Annotated in this window: 18 protein-coding genes; 6 read left to right on the top strand and 12 right to left on the bottom strand. The window is 61.5% G+C overall.

Annotated elements, in window-relative coordinates; translation table 11 throughout:
• Positions 1 to 146: 146 nt before the first annotated feature.
• The 4 genes from QMK17_RS07470 to QMK17_RS07485 are packed head-to-tail and all read right to left on the bottom strand — an operon-like array spanning position 147 to position 4,381.
• Positions 147 to 956, bottom strand: a complete 810-nt coding sequence (locus QMK17_RS07470; RefSeq protein ID WP_283507916.1) for an ABC transporter ATP-binding protein — start codon at positions 954 to 956, stop codon at positions 147 to 149.
• A complete protein-coding gene (locus QMK17_RS07475; protein WP_283507918.1) occupies positions 953 to 2,053 on the bottom strand; it encodes an ABC transporter ATP-binding protein in 1,101 nt (366 codons plus the stop codon). The genes QMK17_RS07470 and QMK17_RS07475 overlap by 4 nt, the downstream gene beginning before the upstream one ends.
• A complete protein-coding gene (locus QMK17_RS07480) occupies positions 2,046 to 3,035 on the bottom strand; it encodes a branched-chain amino acid ABC transporter permease (protein WP_283507919.1) in 990 nt (329 codons plus the stop codon). Before QMK17_RS07480 ends, QMK17_RS07475 begins: the two co-directional genes overlap by 8 nt.
• A 5-nt stretch (positions 3,036 to 3,040) precedes the next feature.
• On the bottom strand, positions 3,041 to 4,381 hold the full coding sequence (locus tag QMK17_RS07485; RefSeq protein WP_336620135.1) for a branched-chain amino acid ABC transporter permease: 1,341 nt from the start codon (positions 4,379 to 4,381) through the stop codon (positions 3,041 to 3,043).
• Between the two features lie 248 nt (positions 4,382 to 4,629).
• Between QMK17_RS07485 and polA the strand changes: the two genes are divergently transcribed.
• Positions 4,630 to 7,371 (top strand): DNA polymerase I, encoded by a 2,742-nt coding sequence (gene polA / locus QMK17_RS07490; protein ID WP_283507922.1) that lies wholly within the window; start codon positions 4,630 to 4,632, stop codon positions 7,369 to 7,371.
• Positions 7,372 to 7,478: 107 nt separating this feature from the next.
• On the opposite strand, the gene trxA is transcribed toward polA, so the two are convergent.
• From trxA to QMK17_RS07505, 3 genes are all read right to left on the bottom strand, one after another.
• Entirely contained in the window at positions 7,479 to 7,856 is a 378-nt protein-coding gene (gene trxA / locus QMK17_RS07495; RefSeq protein ID WP_283507924.1) for a thioredoxin, read from the bottom strand.
• Between the two features lie 91 nt (positions 7,857 to 7,947).
• A complete protein-coding gene (locus QMK17_RS07500; RefSeq protein WP_283507926.1) occupies positions 7,948 to 8,946 on the bottom strand; it encodes a helix-turn-helix domain-containing protein in 999 nt (332 codons plus the stop codon).
• A gap of 186 nt (positions 8,947 to 9,132) precedes the next feature.
• A complete protein-coding gene (locus tag QMK17_RS07505; RefSeq protein ID WP_283507927.1) occupies positions 9,133 to 9,657 on the bottom strand; it encodes a 2'-5' RNA ligase family protein in 525 nt (174 codons plus the stop codon).
• An 11-nt stretch (positions 9,658 to 9,668) separates the two neighbouring features.
• Between QMK17_RS07505 and QMK17_RS07510 the strand changes: the two genes are divergently transcribed.
• Complete coding sequence (locus QMK17_RS07510; protein WP_283508012.1) at positions 9,669 to 10,784, top strand: isocitrate/isopropylmalate dehydrogenase family protein; 1,116 nt, start codon at positions 9,669 to 9,671, stop codon at positions 10,782 to 10,784.
• Here QMK17_RS07510 and QMK17_RS07515 read toward each other — a convergent pair whose 3' ends face one another.
• Positions 10,785 to 11,627 (bottom strand): class I SAM-dependent methyltransferase, encoded by an 843-nt coding sequence (locus tag QMK17_RS07515; protein ID WP_283507929.1) that lies wholly within the window; start codon positions 11,625 to 11,627, stop codon positions 10,785 to 10,787. It lies immediately after the preceding gene.
• 225 nt (positions 11,628 to 11,852) lie between these two features.
• Here QMK17_RS07515 and rpsA point away from each other — a divergent pair, with 225 nt between their 5' ends.
• Positions 11,853 to 13,331: a 30S ribosomal protein S1 gene (gene rpsA / locus QMK17_RS07520; protein WP_283507931.1), complete on the top strand. Its 1,479-nt coding sequence runs from the start codon at positions 11,853 to 11,855 to the stop codon at positions 13,329 to 13,331.
• Positions 13,332 to 13,556: 225 nt separating this feature from the next.
• Here rpsA and QMK17_RS07525 read toward each other — a convergent pair whose 3' ends face one another.
• Entirely contained in the window at positions 13,557 to 13,766 is a 210-nt protein-coding gene (locus tag QMK17_RS07525) for a hypothetical protein (RefSeq protein ID WP_283507933.1), read from the bottom strand.
• Between the two features lie 129 nt (positions 13,767 to 13,895).
• Between QMK17_RS07525 and coaE the strand changes: the two genes are divergently transcribed.
• Complete coding sequence (coaE, locus tag QMK17_RS07530) at positions 13,896 to 15,131, top strand: dephospho-CoA kinase (protein ID WP_283507935.1); 1,236 nt, start codon at positions 13,896 to 13,898, stop codon at positions 15,129 to 15,131.
• A 101-nt stretch (positions 15,132 to 15,232) separates the two neighbouring features.
• Here the strand turns inward: coaE and QMK17_RS07535 are convergent, their stop codons facing one another.
• On the bottom strand, positions 15,233 to 15,745 hold the full coding sequence (locus QMK17_RS07535; protein ID WP_283508014.1) for a DUF402 domain-containing protein: 513 nt from the start codon (positions 15,743 to 15,745) through the stop codon (positions 15,233 to 15,235).
• A 98-nt stretch (positions 15,746 to 15,843) separates the two neighbouring features.
• On the opposite strand from QMK17_RS07535, the gene uvrB reads away from it, so the two are divergent.
• Positions 15,844 to 18,006 (top strand): excinuclease ABC subunit UvrB, encoded by a 2,163-nt coding sequence (gene uvrB / locus QMK17_RS07540; RefSeq protein WP_283507937.1) that lies wholly within the window; start codon positions 15,844 to 15,846, stop codon positions 18,004 to 18,006.
• Between the two features lie 23 nt (positions 18,007 to 18,029).
• A complete protein-coding gene (locus QMK17_RS07545; protein ID WP_283507939.1) occupies positions 18,030 to 18,893 on the top strand; it encodes an SCO6745 family protein in 864 nt (287 codons plus the stop codon).
• A gap of 3 nt (positions 18,894 to 18,896) precedes the next feature.
• Here QMK17_RS07545 and QMK17_RS07550 read toward each other — a convergent pair whose 3' ends face one another.
• Positions 18,897 to 19,820, bottom strand: coding sequence for an ABC transporter permease (locus tag QMK17_RS07550; protein WP_283507941.1), 924 nt, complete (start codon positions 19,818 to 19,820; stop codon positions 18,897 to 18,899).
• Positions 19,817 to 22,738: an alpha/beta fold hydrolase gene (locus QMK17_RS07555; protein WP_283507942.1), complete on the bottom strand. Its 2,922-nt coding sequence runs from the start codon at positions 22,736 to 22,738 to the stop codon at positions 19,817 to 19,819. The genes QMK17_RS07550 and QMK17_RS07555 overlap by 4 nt, the downstream gene beginning before the upstream one ends.
• Positions 22,739 to 22,772 lie beyond the last annotated feature (34 nt).

Here is a 22,772-nt window from a genome sequence, read left to right on the forward strand (position 1 = left end):
CAAGAGCCCCGATCCGCACCGCGGATCGGGGCTCTTGTCTGTGTTCCGCACCTCGGGGTTTCGGACCGAATGAGGCATTCGGTCGACCCCCGGCAGCCGAGAACCCGGGTTCGACACGCGAACCCGGGTTCTCTGGCGATACCGACTTACTTCTTTTCTTTGCTCCCGGCCAGGGTGCCGAGGTACAGCTCGATGACCTTCGGGTCGTTCATCAGATTGGTTCCGGTGTCGGTGTAGGCATTTCGGCCCTGGTCGAGGACGTACCCCCGGTCGCAGATCTGAAGGCAGCGGCGCGCGTTCTGCTCGACCATGATGATCGAGACACCCGTCGCGTTGATCTTCTTGCAGCGAATGAACACCTCGTCCTGGAACATCGGCGACAGACCGGCCGACGGCTCGTCGAGCAGCAGTACCGACGGCTCCATCATCAAAGCCCGCCCCATGGCGACCATCTGACGCTCACCACCGGACAGTGCTCCCGCCTTGACCTTCTTCCGCTCACCGAGGAGGGGAAACAGTTCGCTCACGAAGTCGAATCGCTCCGCGAACTTCTTGGGACGCAGATAGATTCCCATCTCCAGGTTCTCTTCGATGGTCAGCGACGGGAACACGTTCTGTGTCTGAGGGACGTATCCCACACCCTTGGTGACGAGGACGTGAGCCTCGGCGGACGTGATGTTGTCGCCGCGGAGCTTCACCGAGCCCTCTCGCACGGGGATGAGTCCGAAGAGTGTCTTCAGCAAGGTGGATTTACCGGCGCCGTTCGGGCCGATGATGCCGACGATCTCCCCGTCTTTGAGGAAGAAATTACACTCGCTCAGAATGTTGACGCCGGGGATGTAGCCGGCGACGAGGTTGTCGGCGCGGACGAGTGCGCCTTCGGCGAGACGTGCGTGTTCTGCCGGTGTAGCGGCAAATTCGGCCGGAGTCAGTTTGACTGTGCTCGGTTCGCTCATTTGCCGTCTTCTTCCTTGGCGTGCTTCGCCGTCGTCGGTGCTGTCTCGCCCGATGTCAACGTTGGAGGCACCACGAACTCGGGTTCGGACAGGTCTCCGCCTGCCTCCAGTTCTTCGGCCTCGGCTTGTGCGAGTGCTTCGGCGAGTGCGGCCGTTGCGCCCACCGGGTTGCCGTCCGAGTCGAATTCGAGTGCTTGATCGTGGTGGCTGCCGAGATAGGCATCGACGACGGCGCCGTTGTTGGACAACTCCTCCGGCGTGGATTCTGCGATGACGCTTCCCTGCGCCATCACCACAACCCAGTCGCTGATGTCGCGGATGACGTCCATGTCGTGCTCGACGAAGACGACGGTCATTCCGTCGTCGCGGAGGGATTTGATGTGGCCCAGAAGGCTTTGCGTCAGAGCTGGATTGACACCTGCCATGGGCTCGTCGAGCATGACAACCGCGGGATCGGTCATGAGAGCCCGTGCCATTTCCAGCAGTTTGCGCTGGCCTCCGGACATCGAGCCTGCGAGGTCGTCGGCTTTGCCGTCGAGCTTGAAACGTTCGAGAAGTTGGTACGCCCGTTCGGTAACTTCCTTCTCCTGCTTCTTCCACGTCCACGGCATCAACGTGTTGAAGATGCGTTCGCCTCGCTGACCCGTCGCCCCCAATCGCACATTGTCGAGGACGGTCAACTTGGACAGTGCTTTGGTGAGCTGAAACGTGCGGACGACGCCTTTGCGCGCCACCTGATGCGGATGCATCTTGCCGAGGGACTGCCCGTCCATCGACCAGGTTCCGGTGTCCGGCCGATCGAATCCGGTGAGCAGGTTGAACAGGGTCGTCTTTCCAGCCCCGTTCGGGCCGATGAGGCCGGTGATGCATCCGCGCTGAATTTCCAGGTGGGCGACATCGACAGCTTTGAGGCCACCGAACGTACGAGATACACCGTCGACGACGAGCGTGGCGTCAGGTTTTGCTGCACCGGGTTGCTGCGGCACATCAGCGAACAATGCCGTTCGCTGTTCGGCGCTGAGTGCGTGGGCGGCCCGTGCGCCTGAAGTGGTACCAGGCTTCGCAGTTGAATCAGGCCCTGCAGTTGAATCAGGCATTGAGTTGGACCTCTCGCTTGTTGCCGAGAATGCCCTGGGGTCTAAACACCATCAACACGGCGATCAGGATGCCCAGGAGTACGAATCGCGTTGCGCCGACCTGCTGTTCGCTGAGATTCAACAGTGGGTCGGGGCCTGCGATCGCTTGACGGAGGATGGCGTCGGGAATCGAGAGCAGGAACCAGAACAGCATCGCTCCGAGTACGGGGCCGAATACGGTTGCTGCACCGCCGAGAATGAGCGCACCGAAGGCGAAGAACGTCTGTGCCGTCGAGTAGAAGTCCGGGTTGATCGACTTGGTCTGGAGTGCGTTGAACACGCCGCCCATTCCGCCGATCACGCCACCGAGCACGAGGGCTTGCATCTTGTAGACGAAGACGTTCTTACCGAGCGAGCGTGCAGCATCCTCGTCCTCACGGACTGCTTTGAGGACGCGACCCCACGGGCTGTGCGTCAGCAAGTACACCAGACCACACAGAATGACGACGAGTGTCCATCCGACGACCATCGCCCACAGGTCGTCACCGTAGAACTTCACACCGAGGAACGCGTACTGCTTGCCCGAGTCGAAGGGGCTGAGCGAGGTGAACGGGTCGGCGAATCCGAAGATTCCGTTTGTCGATTTGGTCACCGGATCGGATGCGGTGGATCGGAAGACCAGCCTCAGAATTTCCGAGGCCGCGATGGTCACGATGGCGAGATAGTCGGCTCGCAGTCGCAGAGTTGGAATGCCGAGTACGAGAGCCAGCAATCCGGCTGCGCCGAGTCCGACGAGGATTCCCAGCCACAGGGGCTGGTGATAGGTGATTGTCATGATGCCGACGCCGTAGCCGCCGAGCAGCGCAAAGCCGATCTGACCGAAGTTGAGAAGTCCGGCATATCCGAAGTGCAGGTTGAGGCCGATAGCCAAGAGAGCGTAGAAGATCGCCGACGGGCCGATCAGCTGTGCGAGTGAAACCTGGAGTGCTGCAAGAATATCCATCTATCTCACCCGATCCTTTGCCGCGAGCCGAGTATGCCCTGAGGCCTGACGACGAGGATGAGAATCAAGACGAGCAGTCCTCCGATGTATTTGAGATCGGGATTGATGATCAGCGTCGACCACTGCACGAGGAGACCGACGATGACACAGCCGAGGAGAGCTCCGTATGCGGTTCCCAAGCCGCCGAGGGTGATTCCAGCGAACATCAGCAGAAGAAGTTTGAAGCCCATTTCCCACTGCACTCGGCCGCCGAGTTCGGATAATCCGAAGAGCACACCACCGAGGGCGGCAAGGCCACCTCCCATGCACCAGACGAATGTCACGACGCGTTCGACGTTGATTCCGGACGACGCTGCGAGATCGCGGTTGTCCGCGACGGCTCGCATGGCTTTGCCGATTCGGGTGCGCTGCAGCATCAATGCGACACCGACGAGAACGATGATGCTGATGATGATGCAGGCCAGGTTGACGTTGGTGATCGAGAACGGGCCCCATTCGTTCTGCGTCTGGGCCTGGTAGTCGTCGAACGGCTCGGCTCGATCCGAGAAAAATACGAGGATCAGGTAGCGCAGGGAGATCGCAAGGCCGATGGAGACCACCAACTGCGCGATCAAACCGGTTTTGCGTTTTCGTAGGGGTCGCCAGATCAGCGCATTGTTGAGCCAACCGAAGGCGACTCCGACAATTATGGCCAGAATCGTTGCTGGGATCAGCTGGATACCGAGACTGACGTTGAACACCCACGCGGCGACGGCGCCTAGAGTCACCAACTCGCCGTGCGCGAAGTTGGTCAGGCCGGTGGTGCCGAAGATCAAACTGAGCCCGACTGCGGCCAAAGCGATGACCAGTCCGAAACGAAAACCGTCGACAGTGGTCCTGATGAATTTCTCGTAGAACGGAACTTCGGTCGCCGTTCGCGCTTCGCCGAACGAGAAGATGACCGTATTGGCGCGGCCTGCGGCGACGTCACGCTGAACCTCGCCCTGGACACTGACGCCATCCGGGAGGGTCTCGGAGACGATTTCGAACGTATAGGACCCGGGCGATAGCTGGAGGGTCCATCGACCACCTTCGGCCGATGTCGTACGGGCAACTTCGCCGCCCGAAGCATCGACTGCTCGGACGTCGATGTCGGCGAGCCGTTCGCCGCCGTTGTTGAGGCTGCCGCTGACCGCGACCGCATCAGCGGGGGGTTGCTCGGTGGTCGAGGCAGCGGGAGGGGGAGTGGGAGTCGGTTCCTGCGCGAGCGCGGTGCCGCCGAACGCGACTGTTGCGACTGCTGCGAGGAGAGACAAGATGAGGGTTTGTCTGCATAGATGAAGCCAGGTTCGGCTACTGGACCGAATTCGGTTCTTCCTTCGGGTCCATCGAACATTTGGAGCCACGCACGTCCTCCGGACGGTTGTCGGGCCTGAGCCCACGGCGGGCCCCGGCTGCTTGCAATTGTCGGACTCTAACTGGTGGAAGCGCACGAAATCGGCGTCTCGAATTTCCGGGATGTATCGTTTGTGTTTCGAACCGCGCGGCCAGGCGAATAGCTGGGCTTTCGGATCCGCTTAGGTCCTGTCGGACCCCCTACATAGACTGGGTCACCGTGAGCCCAGTAACCGAAGCCAGTGCCGCACCCGCATCCACGGCATCCAGTTCCGCCGACGGCCAGCAGCCGACTCTGTTGCTGATCGACGGGCATTCGATCGCATTCCGTGCGTTCTTCGCGTTGCCGGTGGACAACTTCAAGACCACCAGTGGTCAATCCACCAACGCCGTGTACGGGTTCACTTCGATGCTGATCAACCTGTTGCGGGACGAGAAGCCCACGCACATCGCTGCGGCGTTCGACGTGTCCCGTCAGACGTTCCGCGCGGAGCGATTTCCCGAGTACAAGGCCAACCGAAGCAAGACGCCCGACGAGTTTGCCGGTCAGGTGGACATCACCAAGGACGTCCTCGCGGCCATGGGCATTCCGGTGATGGCCGAAGCCGGGTTCGAGGCCGACGACATCATCGCGACCCTGGTGACTCAGGCCGAAGCGCTTGGCTACCGCATTCTCGTCGTCACCGGTGACCGCGACTCCTTGCAACTCGTCACCGAGAACGTCACGGTGCTGTACCCAAAAAAAGGCGTCTCCGAGCTCACTCGGTTCACTCCGGAAGAAGTAACCACCAAATACGGTCTCACGCCTGCTCAGTACCCGGATTTCGCGGCACTGCGCGGAGATCCGAGTGACAACCTCCCCGGGATCCCCGGTGTCGGCGAGAAAACGGCCACCAAGTGGATCGTCGAGTACGGGTCGTTGGAAAAGCTCGTCGACAATGTGGACAAGGTGAAGGGCAAGGTAGGCGACGCGCTGCGCGCCAATCTTTCCAGTGTCGTTCTCAACCGCGAGCTCACCGAGATGGTGCGCGACGTCCCACTTCCTTACACCCCAGATCAGTTGGAGCTGGCGCCATGGGATCGCGAGAAAATTCATGGCTTGTTCGACGATCTCGAATTTCGGGTTCTGCGTGATCGACTTTTCGACACGCTGTCGTCAGTGGAACCGGAAGCCGAGGAAGGCTTCGACGTCAGGGGCGGGGCAGTGCCGGTCGGTCAACTGGCCGAGTGGTTGCGTGCCCACGCGTCGACTGGTCAGCGGCACGGATTGTCAGTCGTCGGGCCCCGCCGCCCGTTCGACAGCGATGCCGTGTCCATCGCCATCGCGGCATCGGACGGAGAGGGCGGTTTCGTCACCACGAGCGCACTCGACGAGTCCGACGAACAGGCACTTGCGGCGTGGCTTGCCGACGCCGCTCAGCCCAAGGCATTGCACGAGGCGAAGTGGGCACTGCACGCGCTGCGCGGTCGAAGTTGGACACTCGGCGGCCTGACAAGCGACACAGCGCTTGCCGCTTACCTCGTTCGCCCAGGGCAGCGAAGTTTCAATCTCGACGACTTGTCTCTGCGATACCTCAAGCGCGAATTGCGCGCCGAGGACTCGGTCGAAGGACAGTTGTCTCTGCTGGACACCGAGGATGTGGCCGAAGCCGCGGTTGCCGAGGGTGAGATCCTCCGAGCGCAAGCAATTCTCGACCTGGCGGCTGCCCTGGACATCGAACTCGAGAGTATCGAGTCAACCACGTTGCTCTCGGAGATGGAGCTGCCGTTGCTGACGGTGCTCGCCGATTTGGAGGCAACAGGTATAGCTGTGAACCGCGATCATCTCGGCGAGCTGCAGAGCAGGTTTGCGGACCAGGTGAACGACGCTGCCACGTCGGCCTACGACGTCATCGGCAAACAGATCAACCTCGGATCCCCGAAGCAGTTGCAGGTCGTCCTCTTCGACGAGCTCGAGATGCCGAAAACCAAGAAGACGAAAACTGGCTACACCACCGATGCCGATGCGCTGCAAGGCCTGTTCGAGAAGACCGAGCACCCGTTCCTGAAGTTCCTGCTCGATCACCGTGACGCAACGCGCATGAAAGTCACGGTCGACGGACTTCTCAAGTCGGTCGACGACGACGGCCGCATCCACACCACGTTCAATCAGACAGTCGCGGCCACCGGCCGACTGTCGTCCACCGACCCGAACCTGCAGAACATTCCTGTACGCAACGAGGCCGGGCGGCACATCCGCGACGGCTTCGTCGTGGGTGAGGGCTACGACACCCTCCTCACCGCCGACTACAGCCAGATCGAGATGCGGATCATGGCTCACCTCTCCGGTGACGAGGGTCTGATCGAAGCCTTCAACACGGGCGAGGATCTGCACAGTTTCGTCGGAGCCCGCGCCTTCGGTGTTCCCATCGAAGAGGTCACACCCGAGCTACGTCGGCGAGTCAAGGCGATGTCCTACGGGCTCGCGTACGGCCTCAGCGCGTTCGGGCTTGCAGCGCAGCTCAAGATCTCCACCGACGAAGCGAAACAACAGATGGAGGCATACTTCTCGCGGTTCGGCGGCGTACGCGACTATCTGCGTAGCGCCGTCGAGGAATCAAGGAAGGTCGGCTACACGTCGACTCTCTACGGTCGACGCCGCTATCTGCCGGACCTCAACAGCGACAATCGTCAACGCCGAGAGGTTGCCGAGCGTGCGGCACTCAACGCGCCGATCCAGGGCACCGCGGCAGACATCATCAAGGTTGCGATGATAGAGGTGCACAAGTCGCTGTCGTATTCGAACCTGAAGTCACGCATGCTTCTGCAGGTGCACGACGAGCTGGTACTCGAGGTTGTTGATTCCGAACGCGAGGAGGTAGAGGCGTTGGTTCGCGACAAGATGTCGTCGGCGATCACACTGTCCGTGCCGCTCGAGGTGTCCGTCGGTACAGGTGCGAGCTGGGACAAGGCCGCCCACTAGCTCGCTCGAAGGCAGCGATACGCGCGCCGACGGCCGGTGCTGCGCAGGGCCGAGGAACGACAAAAGCCGGTCGCGCAATGCGACCGGCTTTGCCCGTTCCGTTTGAGCTATTCAGCGGCAGCTTCGGCCTTCTGCTCTTCGAGCTGTGCTTTGACCACATCCATGTCGAGCGCCTTGATCTGTCCGACCAGGTCCTCCAGCGCCGCAGCGGGAAGTGCGCCCGGCTGTGCGAACACGAGGATTCCTTCACGGAACGCCATGATCGTGGGAATCGACTTTATGTTGGCAGCAGCCGCGAGGCCCTGCTCCGCTTCGGTGTCGACCTTGGCGTGCACCACATCGGGGTGTGCGTCGGAAGACTTCTCGAAGGTCGGTGCGAACTGGCGGCACGGGCCACACCAGGAAGCCCAGAAATCGACGAGTACTACGTCGTTGCCGCCGACGATGTCGTCGAAGTTCTGCTGAGTCAAAGTCTGTGTTGCCACGCCTACCCTTTCGTTGATGATTCGTTCTCTGCGTGCTTCAACGCACTACGGTGCCGGAATCTTCCCGATCACGCAGGACGAGCACACCGGATCAGACAGGTTGCGGCGAAGCACGGAACGTTCGTCGATAGGAATTGGGCGTCGTGCAGCGAACGCGTACGAAGTGTTGACGCATTACGGCAGCGTTGCCGAAACCGACGCGTTCAGAGATCACATCCATCGAGAGGTCCGAGTTCTCCAGCATGTGCTGGGCCGCGAGAACGCGTTGGTCGTTGAGCCAGCGGGCCGGGGTCGTTCCGGTCTCGGCTTGAAAGCGCCGAGCGAACGTGCGTGCCGACATGTTGACGCGTGCCGATAGCTTCTGCACCGACAGGTCGGCCTCGAGATTCTCGGTCATCCAGTCCAACAACGGCGCGAGCGTGTCGATTTCGGTAGAGGGAAGAGGCGTGGTCACGAACTGAGCCTGCCCGCCGTCACGATGCGGCGGCACGACCATGCGCCGGGCAATACCGTTCGCAACCTTGCTTCCCTGCTCCTTACGGACGATGTGCAAGCACAAATCAATGCCGGCGGCGGTGCCGGCGCTGGTGAGGACGTTTCCGTCGTCCACATAGAGAACGTTGCGGTCTACTTCTGCCAATGGATACTCGGCGGCAAGCCGTTCCGAGTGGCGCCAATGCGTCGTGCAGCGTCGGCCGTCGAGCAGTCTTGCTTTGCCTAGTAGGAACGCGCCGTTGCACAGGCTCGCGACTTTGGCGCCACGTTCGACTGCGGCACGCAGCTTGACGAGCAAAGGCTCGATCGAGGCGTCGTATTCGGTGGTGCACACGTAGCTACCGTCGTCCGAGGAGTGAGTGCCCCCCGCCGGAATGATGATCAGGTCGGCTTCGTCGAGCTGTGACAGGTCGTAGGGGACGTCGATGGTGTAGCCGAAACGCGTCTTGATGGGTTCCGCTACCCCAGCGATGAGAGAGAAATCGTAGGTGGGAAGTCCTTCGTCGGATCTGTCGAATCCGAACACTTCGCACGCGACACCGAGCTCGAATTGCTCGGTCAACGGCATGAGCGGAACCACTACTCGTTTCAGCACGAATCAAGTATGGCAGAAAAACGAGGAACTATGTCATAACCGCCACTGTTGGATCGAAACACCTGGTAGCAGGCTTGCGGACATGACCATCACCCTTGTGATCCTGGCAGTTTTGGCGGCGATATACATGGCGATATACCTGGGGTACTCGCCCGATACACACCTGGAGACCAGTCAGTTCGGTGACTACCGGTTCTGACGAACGATCCATTCGCGTTTGCCTTCCCCATCCCATCGCCGTAGAGCCGACGTGGTCCCTACCAAATCCGGCTGGACCGAGTCGAGGCGGAGCAAGGCTTCGGCCAGTTCGACGCGAGTCATGCGCCGCGCGATCGTGACGTGCGGTGTCCATTTTCCGGGGGCTGTGTGCGAACGTGAACCGTCGGCATCACCGACCAGCTCGAATGCGCGCGCATGCAGGTCGACGAGCTGCCTCGACGGCACGACCAGGCGCGCAAGGGTCGCATGCTTACCGCGAAACACGACGAACGCGCCGAGCCGCACAGGCATGCCGATGCGGAGATACTCGTCGTCGATTCGAGCGTCGAATTCGTCCATCTCGTCGGCCACCGACAACGTGATGTGCGGACGATTCGATACTCCCGTGTGTCTGCCTTGGCTGGGCAGATCTGAATCGAGTAAAAGCTGCCATTCACGCCGGACAGCCGCATCGAGCGTGTCGTCGAGGATCAATTCCAAAGACTGGACCATGGTGAGTCATGATGGCTCACGTGGCACACGACTACTCGGAAACACGGCGGGACGTAAAGAAACTTCGAATCGGATCGATGCTCGGGGACGGGATCGGGCACGAGATCGTGCCTGCCACCATGCGGGTGGTCGACGCAGCAGTCGGCGCGGACACGTCGCTGAGCGTCGACTGGATCGAACTCCCGCTCGGACGTGAGGCGATCGATTCCCACGGCACGCCGATACCCGACTCGACTCTGGAAATGTTGGCCACCCTCGATTCGTGGATTCTCGGTCCACACGACAGCGCGTCGTACCCGGAGCCCTTTCGGTCGCAGCTCACACCGGGCGGCGTCGTACGTAAGAAGTTCGATCTGTTCGCCAATATTCGTCCTGCTCGCGCGTTTCCGGACGTGCGAGCAATGTCGCCCGAGATGGACCTCGTCGTGGTCCGGGAGAACACCGAAGGTTTCTACGCTGACAGGAACATGTTCGTCGGTAGCGGAGAGTTCATGCCTACTCCCGACGTCGCTCTTGCGGTCGGGGTCTTCACCCGCGCTGCGTGCGAACGCATTGCGCGCGAGGCTTTCACATTGGCGAGAGGTCGACGCAAGCACGTGACAATCGTCCACAAGACGAATGTCCTGAGCATGACGACGGGTCTCTTTCGTGATGTCTGCCGAGCCGTTGCGGAAGACTTTCGAGACGTCACCGTCGACGAGGAGCACATCGATGCGCTTGCTGCTCATCTCGTCAGAAGGGGAAGCGATTTCGATGTGATCGTGGCCGAGAACATGTTCGGTGACATCCTGTCGGATCTGGCAGGGGAGCTGTCCGGTTCATTGGGCATGGCTCCCTCGCTCAACACGTCCGAGACGAAAGCGATGGCCCAAGCCGCCCACGGCTCGGCACCGGACATCGCGGGAAAGAACCGGGCCAATCCGACCGCCTTGTTCCTCTCATCTGCGATGTTGCTCGATTGGCTCGCCGACCACAGCGGCGACAGTCGACTTCACCATGCCGCCAAGCGCATCCGGCACGCCGTCGAGGCCACGCTCGATGCAGGCGTCGCCACCGCCGATCTGGGTGGACGGGCTTCGACCAGCGAATTCGCCGAGACCGTTGTCGCTCGCACTCTGCGGGTCTGATCAGGGCTTGCGGCAGCTGAAGATGGCAGTTCCGGGGAAGAGTTGGCCGCGCAGTGGGCTCCACTGACCCCACTCGCGGTCCAGCCATTCCGGCCATTCCGGCTCGACGATGTCACGAACGTCGAGGCCGGCCCCGACGATCTCACGCACTCGGTCACCGATTGTTCGGTGGTGTTCGACGTAGGTGGGCGTTCCCTCGGAATCGAACTCGACGTACGGCGTCCTGTCGAAGTAGGGGATGGTTGCCGTCAGTCCGATCGGTCCTGGATCGTCCGGGAAGATCCACCGCATCGGGTGGTTGACGGCGAAGACCCAGATTCCACCGGGTCGTAGCACTCGCGCAACCTCGGCCATCACATTTGCGGAGTCGGCGACGAACGGAACGGCGCCGAACGCCGAGCACGCGATGTCGAAGCTCGAGTCGGCGAACGGCAGTGATTCGGCGCTTGCCTGGATCAGGGGCACGGACGTGCCACCGGTGGCCATTGCGTCGAGCCCTTTCGTGAGCATTCCCGACGAAATGTCGAGCCCGACCGCACGTGCCCCGTGCGCTCCGAGCCACCGTGCGCACGGCGCGGAGCCGCAACCCACTTCCAGGATGTCTTTGCCTACGACATCGCCCAGCAGATGCGCGTCGCCTTCGTGTAGACCTTCCGGGCACCACACGAATTCTCCTTGTTCCGTGCCCACCCCCAAGAATTCACCGTGTGTTCGGTGGTACTCGTCGGCGTCGGAATCCCACCAAGCGCGACTTGCCTTGTCGCTCGCGTCGGAGCCGATGCGGGCTCTACCTGGTACAACGGGGGAGCGAGGTTCCTGCGGCACGGGGGAGCTGTCGGTCACCGAGGACACGTTAGTCGTGTTCCCCGGCAGCTCCTGCCTGGTTTGCCCCCTTGTGACCGAGTCGCGTACCATGTTCAACGCGAGTGTGTTCATGCTGCGGCGGAATCGATCGGGTCCTGCTCGTCGACGACGGTACGCAGCGGAACAATTTCGTTCTTCATTAGTTGAATAGTCCGACCGAACATCCATCAACCGATACCCAACCCGTCCGGAGCAACTCAACACATGCCCTCAACCACAACCTCACCGCAGGTAGCCATAAATGATATTGGCTCCGCAGAGGATTTTCTCGCGGCTATCGACGCCACGATCAAGTATTTCAACGATGGTGACATCGTCGAAGGCACCATCGTCAAGGTCGACCGCGACGAGGTTCTGCTCGACATCGGTTACAAGACCGAAGGCGTCATCCCTTCCCGTGAGCTCTCCATCAAGCACGACGTCGACCCCAATGAGGTCGTCTCCGTGGGCGATGAGGTCGAAGCTCTCGTTCTCACCAAGGAGGACAAGGAAGGCCGCCTGATCCTGTCCAAGAAGCGCGCACAGTATGAGCGCGCTTGGGGCACCATCGAAGAGCTCAAGGAGAAGGACGAGGCCGTCAAGGGCACCGTCATCGAGGTCGTCAAGGGTGGACTCATCCTCGACATCGGTCTCCGCGGCTTCCTTCCCGCTTCGCTCGTCGAGATGCGTCGTGTCCGCGATCTTCAGCCGTACGTCGGCAAGGAGATCGAGGCCAAGATCATCGAGCTCGACAAGAACCGCAACAACGTGGTCCTGTCGCGCCGTGCGTGGCTGGAGCAGACACAGTCCGAGGTTCGCAGCGAGTTCCTGCACCAGCTCCAGAAGGGACAGGTCCGCAAGGGCGTCGTCTCTTCCATCGTCAACTTCGGTGCCTTCGTGGACCTGGGCGGCGTAGACGGACTGGTTCACGTTTCCGAGCTGTCCTGGAAGCACATCGATCACCCGTCCGAGGTTGTCGAGGTCGGCACCGAGGTCACCGTCGAGGTTCTCGACGTCGATCTGGACCGCGAGCGTGTTTCGCTGTCGCTCAAGGCAACTCAAGAAGATCCTTGGCGTCAGTTTGCTCGTACGCACGCCATCGGCCAGATCGTTCCCGGTAAGGTCACCAAGCTCGTTCCCTTCGGTGCGTTCGTTCGCGTCGAAGAGGGCATCGAGGGCCTCGTGCACATCTCCGAGTTGGCCGAGCGCCACGTGGAGGTTCCGGACCAGGTCGTGGGTGTCGGCGACGATGCACTCGTCAAGGTCATCGACATCGATCTCGAGCGTCGTCGGATCTCGTTGAGCCTCAAGCAGGCCAACGAAGATTACGCAGAAGAGTTCGATCCGTCGAAGTACGGAATGGCCGACTCGTACGACGAGCAGGGCAACTACATCTTCCCCGAGGGCTTCGACTCCGAGACCAACGAATGGCTCGAAGGCTACGAGAAGCAGCGTGAAGAGTGGGAAGGCCGCTACGCCGAGGCGGAGCGTCGCCACAAGATGCACACCGCTCAGATGGAGAAGACGGCGAAGGACGAGGCTGCTGAAGCCGCCAACACCAACTACTCCTCCGAGTCGGGTCAAGAAGCCGCAGACACCGAAGGTGATGCTCCCGCAGCATCGGCTCCGGCTGCGACCGGTGGATCACTGGCCAGCGATGCTCAGCTCGCTGCGCTGCGTGAGAAGCTGTCGGGCAACGCCTGATAGAAGTAGTGCACCCGTGAGGGTGTGACCGCAAAGCCCCGGTTCTCCTCGTGAGAACCGGGGCTTTCTTCGGTCAAGGTTTGCTCGGCTATAGCGTGAAGGACGCCTTCACGCTATCTGTTGGTATGAATGGACCATCGACTCGATCGCGCGACCGTGCCGAAATAACAAAAATGGACCCGATCCGTGAGGATTCGGGTCCATCGTCGTATTCGACGGGGCGGCTCAACCTGCGACGGCGGGACTCCACTGACCGACGGCTTCCGTCCGCTTACGCATGGAAGCGAAGCTGTGACGAGCCGGGCTGAGCAGATTTGTGAACCAATTTCGCCGATGGACGGCCAACGCCAAGGCAACCTCCGGAATTAAAATGACGTGAACTCCCGAGTCCATGCCGAGACGGTGCCGACCCGGTTGGATCTGATTGCTTCGCATCGAAGGTCCTTTTCGCTAGCAGTGGGTCGGCAAATACTTATCTCGCACGTCGAAGATAACGGACAACACGATAAACCTGGTGTATTTGGGGCTGGTGTGCTTCGGCGTGTTCGATGAGAGACTGGAGAGATGTTGAGACTGGGCCTCACCGGAGGCATTGGAGCAGGCAAGTCGACGGTCTCGAGAACGCTGTCCGAACTTGGGGGAGTGCTCGTCGATGCGGACGTCATTGCGCGTGAGGTAGTCGAGCCTGGAACGCAAGGTCTGTCGGCGTTGGTGGAGGCATTCGGTGAGGATGTGCTGGACGAGAACGGTGCACTGAACCGTCCGGCATTGGCAGCCAAGGCATTCGGTGACGATGAGTCCCGAGCGAAACTGAATTCGATCGTCCACCCTCTGGTGGGTAGGCGCACCGCGGAACTGATCGAAGGCGCGCCCCGCGATGCTGTGGTCGTCCAGGACATTCCATTGTTGGTCGAAGGCAAGATGGGCGCCTTGTTCCAACTCGTCGCGGTGGTCTACGCCGACGCCGAGGAACGCATCGAGAGGCTCGTCGGTCAACGAGGAATGCCGGAGAACGACGCGCGTGCGCGCATTGCGGCGCAGGCAACGGACGAGCAGCGAAGGGACGCTGCAGACATTTGGATCGACAACAGCGGCGCTCCGGGCGATCTCGACGATGTTGTTCGATCACTGTGGGCGGACCGGCTCGTGCCCTTCGAGCAGAACATCAGGGACGGGGTGGTCGTGCGTACACATCCGAGGTTGGTCTCTGCGGACCCGACTTGGCCTGCTCAGGCTGCTCGTTTGATGGCGAGGTTGGCACTCGCATGCGGAAGTGTTGCTGTGCGAATAGATCACATCGGCTCGACTGCGATTTCCGGGCTGGACGCGAAGGATGTCGTCGATATTCAAATTACTGTTGCCAGCATCGATGCAGCAGATGCCCTGACGGAACCGTTGCGGCAGATCGGGTTTCCACGACTCGCGCACATCACGGCGGACGATCCCAAGCCTGCGTACGGAATCGGTGGAGAGGCCGACCCTGCCGTATGGGCCAAACGGATTCACGGCGGGGCCGATCCAGCTCGACCTGTGAACATTCACCTGAGGGTCGACGGTTGGCCCGGCCAACAATTCGCGCTCCTGTTCAGAGACTGGCTACAGTCGACTCCTGGAGTCGTCGCCGAGTATCTCGATATCAAGAGGGCTGCTGCCGCGGCGGCAGCCGCTGTCGATGTGTCCGACTACGAGGGTGCGATGACGGCGTACCTGAACGCCAAGGGGCCGTGGTTCGACCGCGCCTACGTTCGCGCGTGGGAATGGGCTGAGGAGACAGGCTGGAGCGCGTCCACTTCGGCGTAGGGTTGCGGCCGGGTTTTGTGACTGCAAGACCCAGTCAGCATGAATGGTCCATAACAAAAGTTAGACGGCTTGAATGCGCCATTCATGCCGAAGCGGTGAATCTAGCGAGCTGTTTTCGGCCGCCACGACGTCGGCATCCCGAGCGAGGCCAACCATGCGTCCAGGTCGTGGTTGTACGCGGCTATGCCTGCGATCGCCGCGACCGAGCGGTTCATCGCCAGTTCGGCGGTCGCAGTGTCGAGGTGTCCGTCGACCCGTGCCTCCAGCAGTTCGTCGGCATCGAGGAAATCGAATCCCCGACCCGTCCGCACGACGATGTCCAGGTAGTGATCGACCGACGTCCACACGTCACCCCCGTCGACGAATTCGCCGACGTCGATGTAGTAGTTCTGATCTCTCACATGCCCCGGCATGTAGTGAAAGATCGAGGCCCGCAGTCCCAGGCTCGGCAGTAGCCAGGATTGCAGGTAGTCGAACTGGATGTGGTCCGACGGCCTTGCCATGTACAGACCCCATGGCTCGATGCGGAACTCGTCGACCGGACGCACGAAACCTTTTGGATCGGTGTTGGTCAATCGGGCGACGTCGAAGTACTCCACCTTCGGTGGATGTATGTGAACGGGCGGCGCGGAGGCTGGGTCGTCCATGAGTGATCAAGCTACCTGGCCGCGCACGAATCGAACGTGTCGGTGGTCGCGTCTACCCTGGAAGCATGGCGTTTGCATCCGAACATCCCGTGGTGGCCCACTCCGAGCACAGGCCTGTCGGTGAGATCGAGAGGACCGGGCGCGCGTTCGAGGTCATCAGTGACCACAAGCCCGCGGGCGACCAGCCGACTGCCATTGCCGAGCTCGAACGCCGCATCAGGGCCGACGAGAAGGATGTGGTTCTGCTCGGCGCCACCGGTACCGGTAAATCGGCGACCACAGCGTGGCTCATCGAGAAGTTGCAACGCCCGACTCTCGTGATGGCGCCCAACAAGACCCTTGCAGCCCAGCTCGCCAACGAGCTTCGCGACATGCTGCCGAACAACTCGGTGGAGTACTTCGTCTCCTACTACGACTATTACCAACCCGAGGCGTACATAGCGCAGACCGACACCTACATCGAGAAGGACTCCTCCGTCAACGACGATGTCGAGCGCTTGCGGCACTCCGCGACGGCAAACCTGCTGTCGCGTCGAGACGTCGTCGTGGTCGCGTCCGTCTCCTGCATCTACGGGCTCGGTACACCTCAGTCCTACGTCGATCGCTCCATCGAACTCAAGGTCGGCGAGGAGGTTCCTCGCGACGGGTTGCTCCGGCTCCTGGTGGACGTGCAGTACACACGCAACGACATGGCATTCACCCGCGGATCGTTCCGTGTGCGTGGGGATACCGTCGAGATCATTCCTTCGTACGAGGAACTGGCGGTCCGTATCGAATTCTTCGGCGACGAGATCGAAGCGTTGTACTACCTCCATCCCCTCACCGGCGACACGGTTCGCCAGGTCGACTCGGTGCGCATCTTTCCGGCGACACACTATGTGGCAGGGCCGGAACGTATGGAGATTGCCGTCAAGAACATCGAGGCTGAGCTGGAGGATCGCCTCGCCGAACTCGAGAACAAGGGCAAGCTCCTCGAGGCACAACGGCTCAGGATGCGGACGCAGTACGACCTGGAGATGATCAAACAGGTCGGCTTCTGCTCCGGCATCGAGAACTACTCGCGGCATATCGACGGGCGCGGGCCCGGTACAGCGCCTGCAACGCTGATCGACTACTTTCCGGAAGACTTCCTGCTCGTCATCGACGAATCCCACGTGACGGTTCCACAGATCGGTGCCATGTACGAGGGCGATATGTCGCGCAAGAGAAACCTCGTCGAGTTCGGTTTCCGGTTGCCGTCGGCTACCGACAACCGTCCGCTCACCTGGGAAGAGTTTACCCAGCGCGTCGGGCAGACCGTGTATCTCTCAGCGACGCCGGGCAAATACGAGCTGGGACAGACCGGTGGCGAATTCGTCGAGCAGGTCATCCGCCCGACTGGCCTCGTCGATCCGCACGTGGTCGTGAAGCCGACAAAAGGTCAGATCGACGATCTCGTCCACGAGATCCGCGCCCGCGCGGAGAAGAACGAGCGCATCTTGGTCACCACGCTCACCAAGAAGATGTCGGAGGACCTCACCGACTACCTGTTGGAATTGGGCATCAGGGTTCGATACCTGCACTCTGACATCGACACTTTGCGCCGCGTCGAACTACTGCGCCAGCTCAGGCTTGGCGAGTACGACGTCCTCATCGGCATCAACTTGCTGAGGGAGGGTCTCGACCTCCCTGAGGTGTCGCTCGTGGCAATCCTCGACGCAGACAAGGAAGGGTTCCTGCGCAGCGGAACCAGCCTGATCCAGACCATTGGTCGTGCAGCGCGAAACGTGTCCGGTGAAGTGCACATGTACGCCGACAAGATGACCGACTCGATGAAGTACGCCATCGAGGAGACCGAGCGTCGGCGCGAAAAGCAGGTCGCCTACAACAAGGAAAAGGGTGTCGACCCGCAGCCCCTGAGGAAGAAGATCGCTGACATCCTGGACCAGGTGTACGAGGAGGCAGGAGACACCGCGGAGTCTGTGGAGATCGGTGGCTCCGGCCGCAACGCCAGCCGTGGGCGTCGTGCGCAAGGCGAGAAGGGCCGAGCCGTCAGCTCGGGTGTCTACGAGGGACAGGACGTCAAGGCGATGCCGCGGGCCGAGTTGGCCGCGTTGGTTCAGAACCTCACCGACCAGATGATGAATGCGGCTCGCGAACTTCAGTTCGAGTTGGCGGGCCGCCTTCGCGACGAAATTCAGGATCTGAAGAAGGAACTTCGCGGAATGGACGCGGCAGGACTGAAGTAGGAGAGCTTCGATACGGTTGAGGTATGGACGCACCTACCGCCGGCCGGAGTGCACGCGCACTCGAACTGCTGCACTCGCTTTCCTACTTCGTCCCCGAAACGCAGGATGCGTTGGTGGAAGCCGGTTTGAGCGGTCGAGCGCCGTACTTCGCCGGTCGAGCCGCGCCGCTGGGTGTCGTAGGCCCAGGTGTTGTCGCAGCGACGTTCTACAACTTCAATCGAGAACTGATCGAGCCGCTGATTCCGGAGGCGTGGTCGATCGTGTCGCCGCAACAGATAATCGATATTCGCTACCGCACCGTCGGCGAAGCTTACGAGCGTCTGCTCGGACCCGATGTTCTCGGCTCCCGAGACATGTCGGAAGCTGCAGAATTGGCCTCGATTGCAGCACAGGCAATCCCGGGGGGAGACGGTCGTCCGCTGTATTCCGCGTACGCAGAGGTCGATTGGCCGGCCGCTCCCCATCTGGTGTTCTGGCATTCGCTGACACTGCTCCGCGAACACCGAGGTGACGGTCACGTCGCTGCTCTGCAGACAGCGGACCTCAACGGTATTCAGGCCCTGATCACACACACAGCCACGGGTCTCGGTTTCGAGAAGGAGTTTGCGCGTAAGCGTCGCGGTTGGTCCACGGAACAATGGAGCGACGCCGTGTCCACGCTCGTCGACCGTGAAATTCTTGATGAAAATGGAGGATTGACCGAGCACGGCAAAGATCTCCGAACGCTCGTGGAGGACATCACCGACGACCTTGCCCTCGCGCCGTGGGCCTCACTGGGGGAAGACGGCGCAGCGCGACTCGTCGAACTCGCTACGCCGTGGCGGACCAGTCTGCTGGAGCAGAACGTGTTCCCAGACGGCGTGTTCGGCCCGGCGGTGAAGCAGTAACGGTCAGCTCGTAATGTCCTTCGTCGAGAATCGTTGCCACGCCACAACCCCGAAGACGGCGGCATACGCGAGCGCTGAGAACGATCCGACCACCATGTCGTTCCATGAAATGGTCGGGGAAAGGGCGTCGATCCACGAGTTCGCGTAGTGGCCCGGTAGGTAGTTGCGCAGTGATCCCAAGGCGGTGATCTGGTCGAGTATCTGCATCAGGATCGAGGTCATCACGGCACCGCCCACGGCGCCCAGTGGTGCATCGGTCAGGACGGAGAGCAACAGTGCCAGGCCCGCGACCCACAACAGATTCACCGCGATGTAGCCGACCGCGATGACGAGCCTGCCCACTGCATCCATGTAGGACAAGCCATCGCCGAACGGCGTGACGAGGGACTCCGCGCCATACAACACGGTTCCGATGCCGAGGGACACCAACACGAGTACCACGATGGCGGCAAGTGACAACGTTGCCGACACGAGAGCCTTCTGGAGTAGCAGTCGCGTCCGGGGGACCGGTATCGCGAGAAGATATCGCAGTGACGACCACGATGCCTCGCTGGCGATCGAGTCTCCGAAGAACAAGGCGACGACGACGATCAGCAGGAAGCCAACGGACATGAACAGCGCGAACACGGTGAAGTTCACCCCGCCGCGGGTTCCGAGTTCGATCAAACCGCCGGTGTCCGAGTCGGCCGTGGAACCACCGACGGCAAAGGCGATCGCCAGGATCACCGGAAGCAGGGCCAGGAATCCGACCGCAAACTGCGTTCGTCGCCTACCGAACTGCCGACGAAGTTCGGTCAGGTACGGAAGCGTCTTGCCCGCGCTGTAGCCGGCTGCCCGTCCATCGGAGTGGAGCCCGCGGAATGACCCGGTCGGCTTGGAGTGGAGCCCGCGGAATGACCCGGTCGGCTCGGAGTTCGTCGTACTCATCGGTTGTCCTTCGTCGGAACGAACTCGGCGGAGTCGGCCTGTCCGCTGTCGGTCTCGGTCGGTGCAGGGAGCGCGTCGTTGTGCACGAGTTCGAGGAACACGTCCTCCAGCCTCGTGGACTGCGACAACCCCCGCACCTGTAGTCCCGCGTCGAACAGTGCTCGGATGACGTCTGCCGGATCGGTAGTCCCGAGATCGACACGCAATGTCGTCTCGTCGACAATGGTCGGTGAAAGGCCGAGACGTACCAGTACGGGCGCGGCCGACGTGGAGTCGTCGACTCGAATCTCGGTCAATCCGCCGGCGGCGGTCAGTTCGCGGACGGTGTCAGAACTGATCACAGCACCGCGATTCATGACGACGACGTGGGTGCACGTCTGCTCGACCTCTGCCAGCAAATGGCTCGAGACGAGCACGGTACGTCCTGTCTTCGCGTAGTTGATCAGGACATCGCGCATTGTTCTGATCTGGGGTGGATCGAGTCCGTTGGTCGGTTCGTCCAGAACCATCAGATCCGGTAGACCCAACATCGCCTGGGCAATCGCGAGTCGTTGCCTCATGCCCTGGCTGTAGGACTTGACCTTGCGCTCGATTGCCGCTCCTAGATCGGCGATCTCTAGGGCCTCGTCCAGGTGTGCGTGGTCGATCGGGCGTCCTGTGGCCTGCCAGTAGAGCCGGAGGTTTTCGCGCCCACTGAGGTGTGGAAGAAAACCGGACCCCTCGACGAATGATCCGAGCCTCGACAAAATAGGGGAACCGGGCGTGACCTTGTGTCCGAACACCCTGATCTCGCCGCCCGTTGGGGTGATCAGTCCCATGAGCATGCGCAGGGTGGTGGTCTTGCCTGCGCCGTTCGGTCCGAGCAATCCGAGGACTTGCCCCTGCTGCACTTCGAAGCTGACGCCGTCGACTGCCTTGAATCCGTTCGAGTACGTCTTCGCGAGATCGGTGATGACGAGCGGGGTGTCGACCAAGGTCTCGTCCACCTCGGCAACGAGCCTCCGACGTGACCTGATCACATTGACAGTGATGAGCCCGGCAATAGCTACGAGGATGGCGCCGATGCCGACGAGTGGTGCGACCGGCACCGTGCTGGTTCCGCTGGAGACCCCGTCGATCGAAGGGACCGACAGAACCGGATCCGCCAGCGAAACGACGAACTGCGCAGGCTCGAGCGGCACTGCATATGCCTGATCGGTGGTGGATACCGAGATCTCGATCTTGTGTCCTTGCGGGACTACGTAACTGATTCCCGGAAGCGTCACCGTCACCGGAATCGAACCGGCGTTGACCGAATCTGGCAAACGAACGGGCGCGACGGCACCACCAGGGAGCGTTCTCTTGCCGTCCGGCGCCACGTCGTAGAGCTTGATGAACAGTACGGCCTGCTGCGACTGCGCGAACGCTCCCACCTGCAGATTCACGCGTGAAGATCCGGTGATTGTCAGTGGCTCGCTCAGGGAGTCACCAGTGAAGGTGGCAGATTGCCCAGGAATGTCAGCGGAGAGTTGAGCACCTGCCGTTGTCGCAGACAGTGTCGAGAGAATCGAACCGAGCCCGGGCACCGACGAGATCGCCGACGGCGACGCACCAGGGGGGCGAATGATGGTCTGTTCGGTCGGTGAGCCCGTTGACGACTCGGTGCTGGGTCGGAGCTCCACCGGAATCGTCCGGGTCTGCTCGTTCGATGCCGGGTCACCGGTGAGGCCGGGGTAGGCAGGAGCTGTCATACGCCGATTTCGTGTGCGTTCCTGCTCTGCCGCGGTGCCCTGAACCGTGTAGGAGAAAGGCGGTTGCTCCGAGTCGAGCGGGGCTGAAGTAGCGGGGCGCAGTTTCGCATCGAGGAAACTTTTGATCGCGTTGTCCGAGCCGGCGTTCGTGCCGCCCGCGTCGTGCCCGCCGCTGAACCAGCGGATCTGCACGTCGCCTCCGGCTTCAGAGATCTGGCGTGCGGTCGTGTCGGCTTGATCGAGCCCGAACAGGGTGTCCTGCAAGCCTTGTACGAGAAGGGTCGGTGCGGCGATGTTGCCTGCCACGGCCGCAGGGGAGTGCGCTGTGAGAAGACTCAACAGTTCGGGTGTGGGCTCACCCGTCACCGCAGATCGGCTGTAAGCGGCGCAGAACTCAGGCGCGAAGCGGCCACACCCTGAACCTGCCTGCGACGGCCCTGGGTTAGGTGTTTCCGCGTCGGTGTCGGCCGTGGGCGCACTTCCCGCGCCGAAGAACACACCTGCCCAACCGCGCTTGAGAACGCCTGGTCCGCCGTAGACCGAGCCGGCGGGAGTCGTCGCCGACTCAAGTTCCTCTCGTTGATCGTCCGTCGTGGAGGCGTAGTTGGGGAAAAGTGCCTGCCCCAGGTCGTTCCAGGTGATCGCCGCGGCTACGGCGTCGACTCGCGGATCCGTTCCGGCCACGCTCAGTGCCAGTGCACCGCCGTAGGAACCGCCTGCGACGCCGACTCGTGGATCGTTCGCTCCGTCGAGTTGGACCTCGGGCCGTGCGGACAGCCAGTCGATCAGCGCTCGACCGTCGGCGACTTCTCCGTCGGGATCGTTGATCGAGATCGATCCGGTACTCGCGCCGAATCCTCGGGCGCTGTAGGTCAGCACGACGTAACCATCTGCGGCAAGCGAACGGGCCTGGCCCTCCACCGAGAACTTGTCTCCGCCGAATCCATGCGCGAGCAGTACGGCGGGAGCGGGAGTCGACTGTGGAACGTAGAGGCGCGCGTCGAGGTCGACAACCTCCGAACTACCGGGGCTCTCCGGTACGGTGATCGTCGTATCGAGCGCGGTGATGTCGTCGTCTGCGCCGGGGGAGCGCCCGACGAAGAATATCGAGACAACGGCGATAACGACTACCAGAACAACCGCACCAAGAACGGTCTTCGAGAACCGGCGCGGCCGGGGGATGTGCATGTGAACCAATGTATGTGAGACCGCGAGATCGTGT

This window comes from Rhodococcus sp. G-MC3, assembly GCF_030063335.1.
GTDB lineage: Bacteria > Actinomycetota > Actinomycetes > Mycobacteriales > Mycobacteriaceae > Rhodococcoides.

Excerpts from the sequence above, each read along its gene's own strand:
- QMK17_RS07470 (WP_283507916.1), bottom strand. The coding sequence starts at position 956 with ATGAGCGAACCGAGCACAGTCAAACTGACTCCGGCCGAATTTGCCGCT.
- QMK17_RS07475 (WP_283507918.1), bottom strand. The coding sequence starts at position 2,053 with ATGCCTGATTCAACTGCAGGGCCTGATTCAACTGCGAAGCCTGGTACC.
- QMK17_RS07480 (WP_283507919.1), bottom strand. The coding sequence starts at position 3,035 with ATGGATATTCTTGCAGCACTCCAGGTTTCACTCGCACAGCTGATCGGC.
- QMK17_RS07505 (WP_283507927.1), bottom strand. The coding sequence starts at position 9,657 with ATGGTCCAGTCTTTGGAATTGATCCTCGACGACACGCTCGATGCGGCT.
- QMK17_RS07510 (WP_283508012.1), top strand. The coding sequence starts at position 9,669 with ATGGCTCACGTGGCACACGACTACTCGGAAACACGGCGGGACGTAAAG.
- rpsA (WP_283507931.1), top strand. The coding sequence starts at position 11,853 with ATGCCCTCAACCACAACCTCACCGCAGGTAGCCATAAATGATATTGGC.
- QMK17_RS07525 (WP_283507933.1), bottom strand. The coding sequence starts at position 13,766 with ATGCGAAGCAATCAGATCCAACCGGGTCGGCACCGTCTCGGCATGGAC.
- coaE (WP_283507935.1), top strand. The coding sequence starts at position 13,896 with ATGTTGAGACTGGGCCTCACCGGAGGCATTGGAGCAGGCAAGTCGACG.
- uvrB (WP_283507937.1), top strand. The coding sequence starts at position 15,844 with ATGGCGTTTGCATCCGAACATCCCGTGGTGGCCCACTCCGAGCACAGG.
- QMK17_RS07545 (WP_283507939.1), top strand. The coding sequence starts at position 18,030 with ATGGACGCACCTACCGCCGGCCGGAGTGCACGCGCACTCGAACTGCTG.
- QMK17_RS07550 (WP_283507941.1), bottom strand. The coding sequence starts at position 19,820 with ATGAGTACGACGAACTCCGAGCCGACCGGGTCATTCCGCGGGCTCCAC.
- QMK17_RS07555 (WP_283507942.1), bottom strand. The coding sequence starts at position 22,738 with ATGCACATCCCCCGGCCGCGCCGGTTCTCGAAGACCGTTCTTGGTGCG.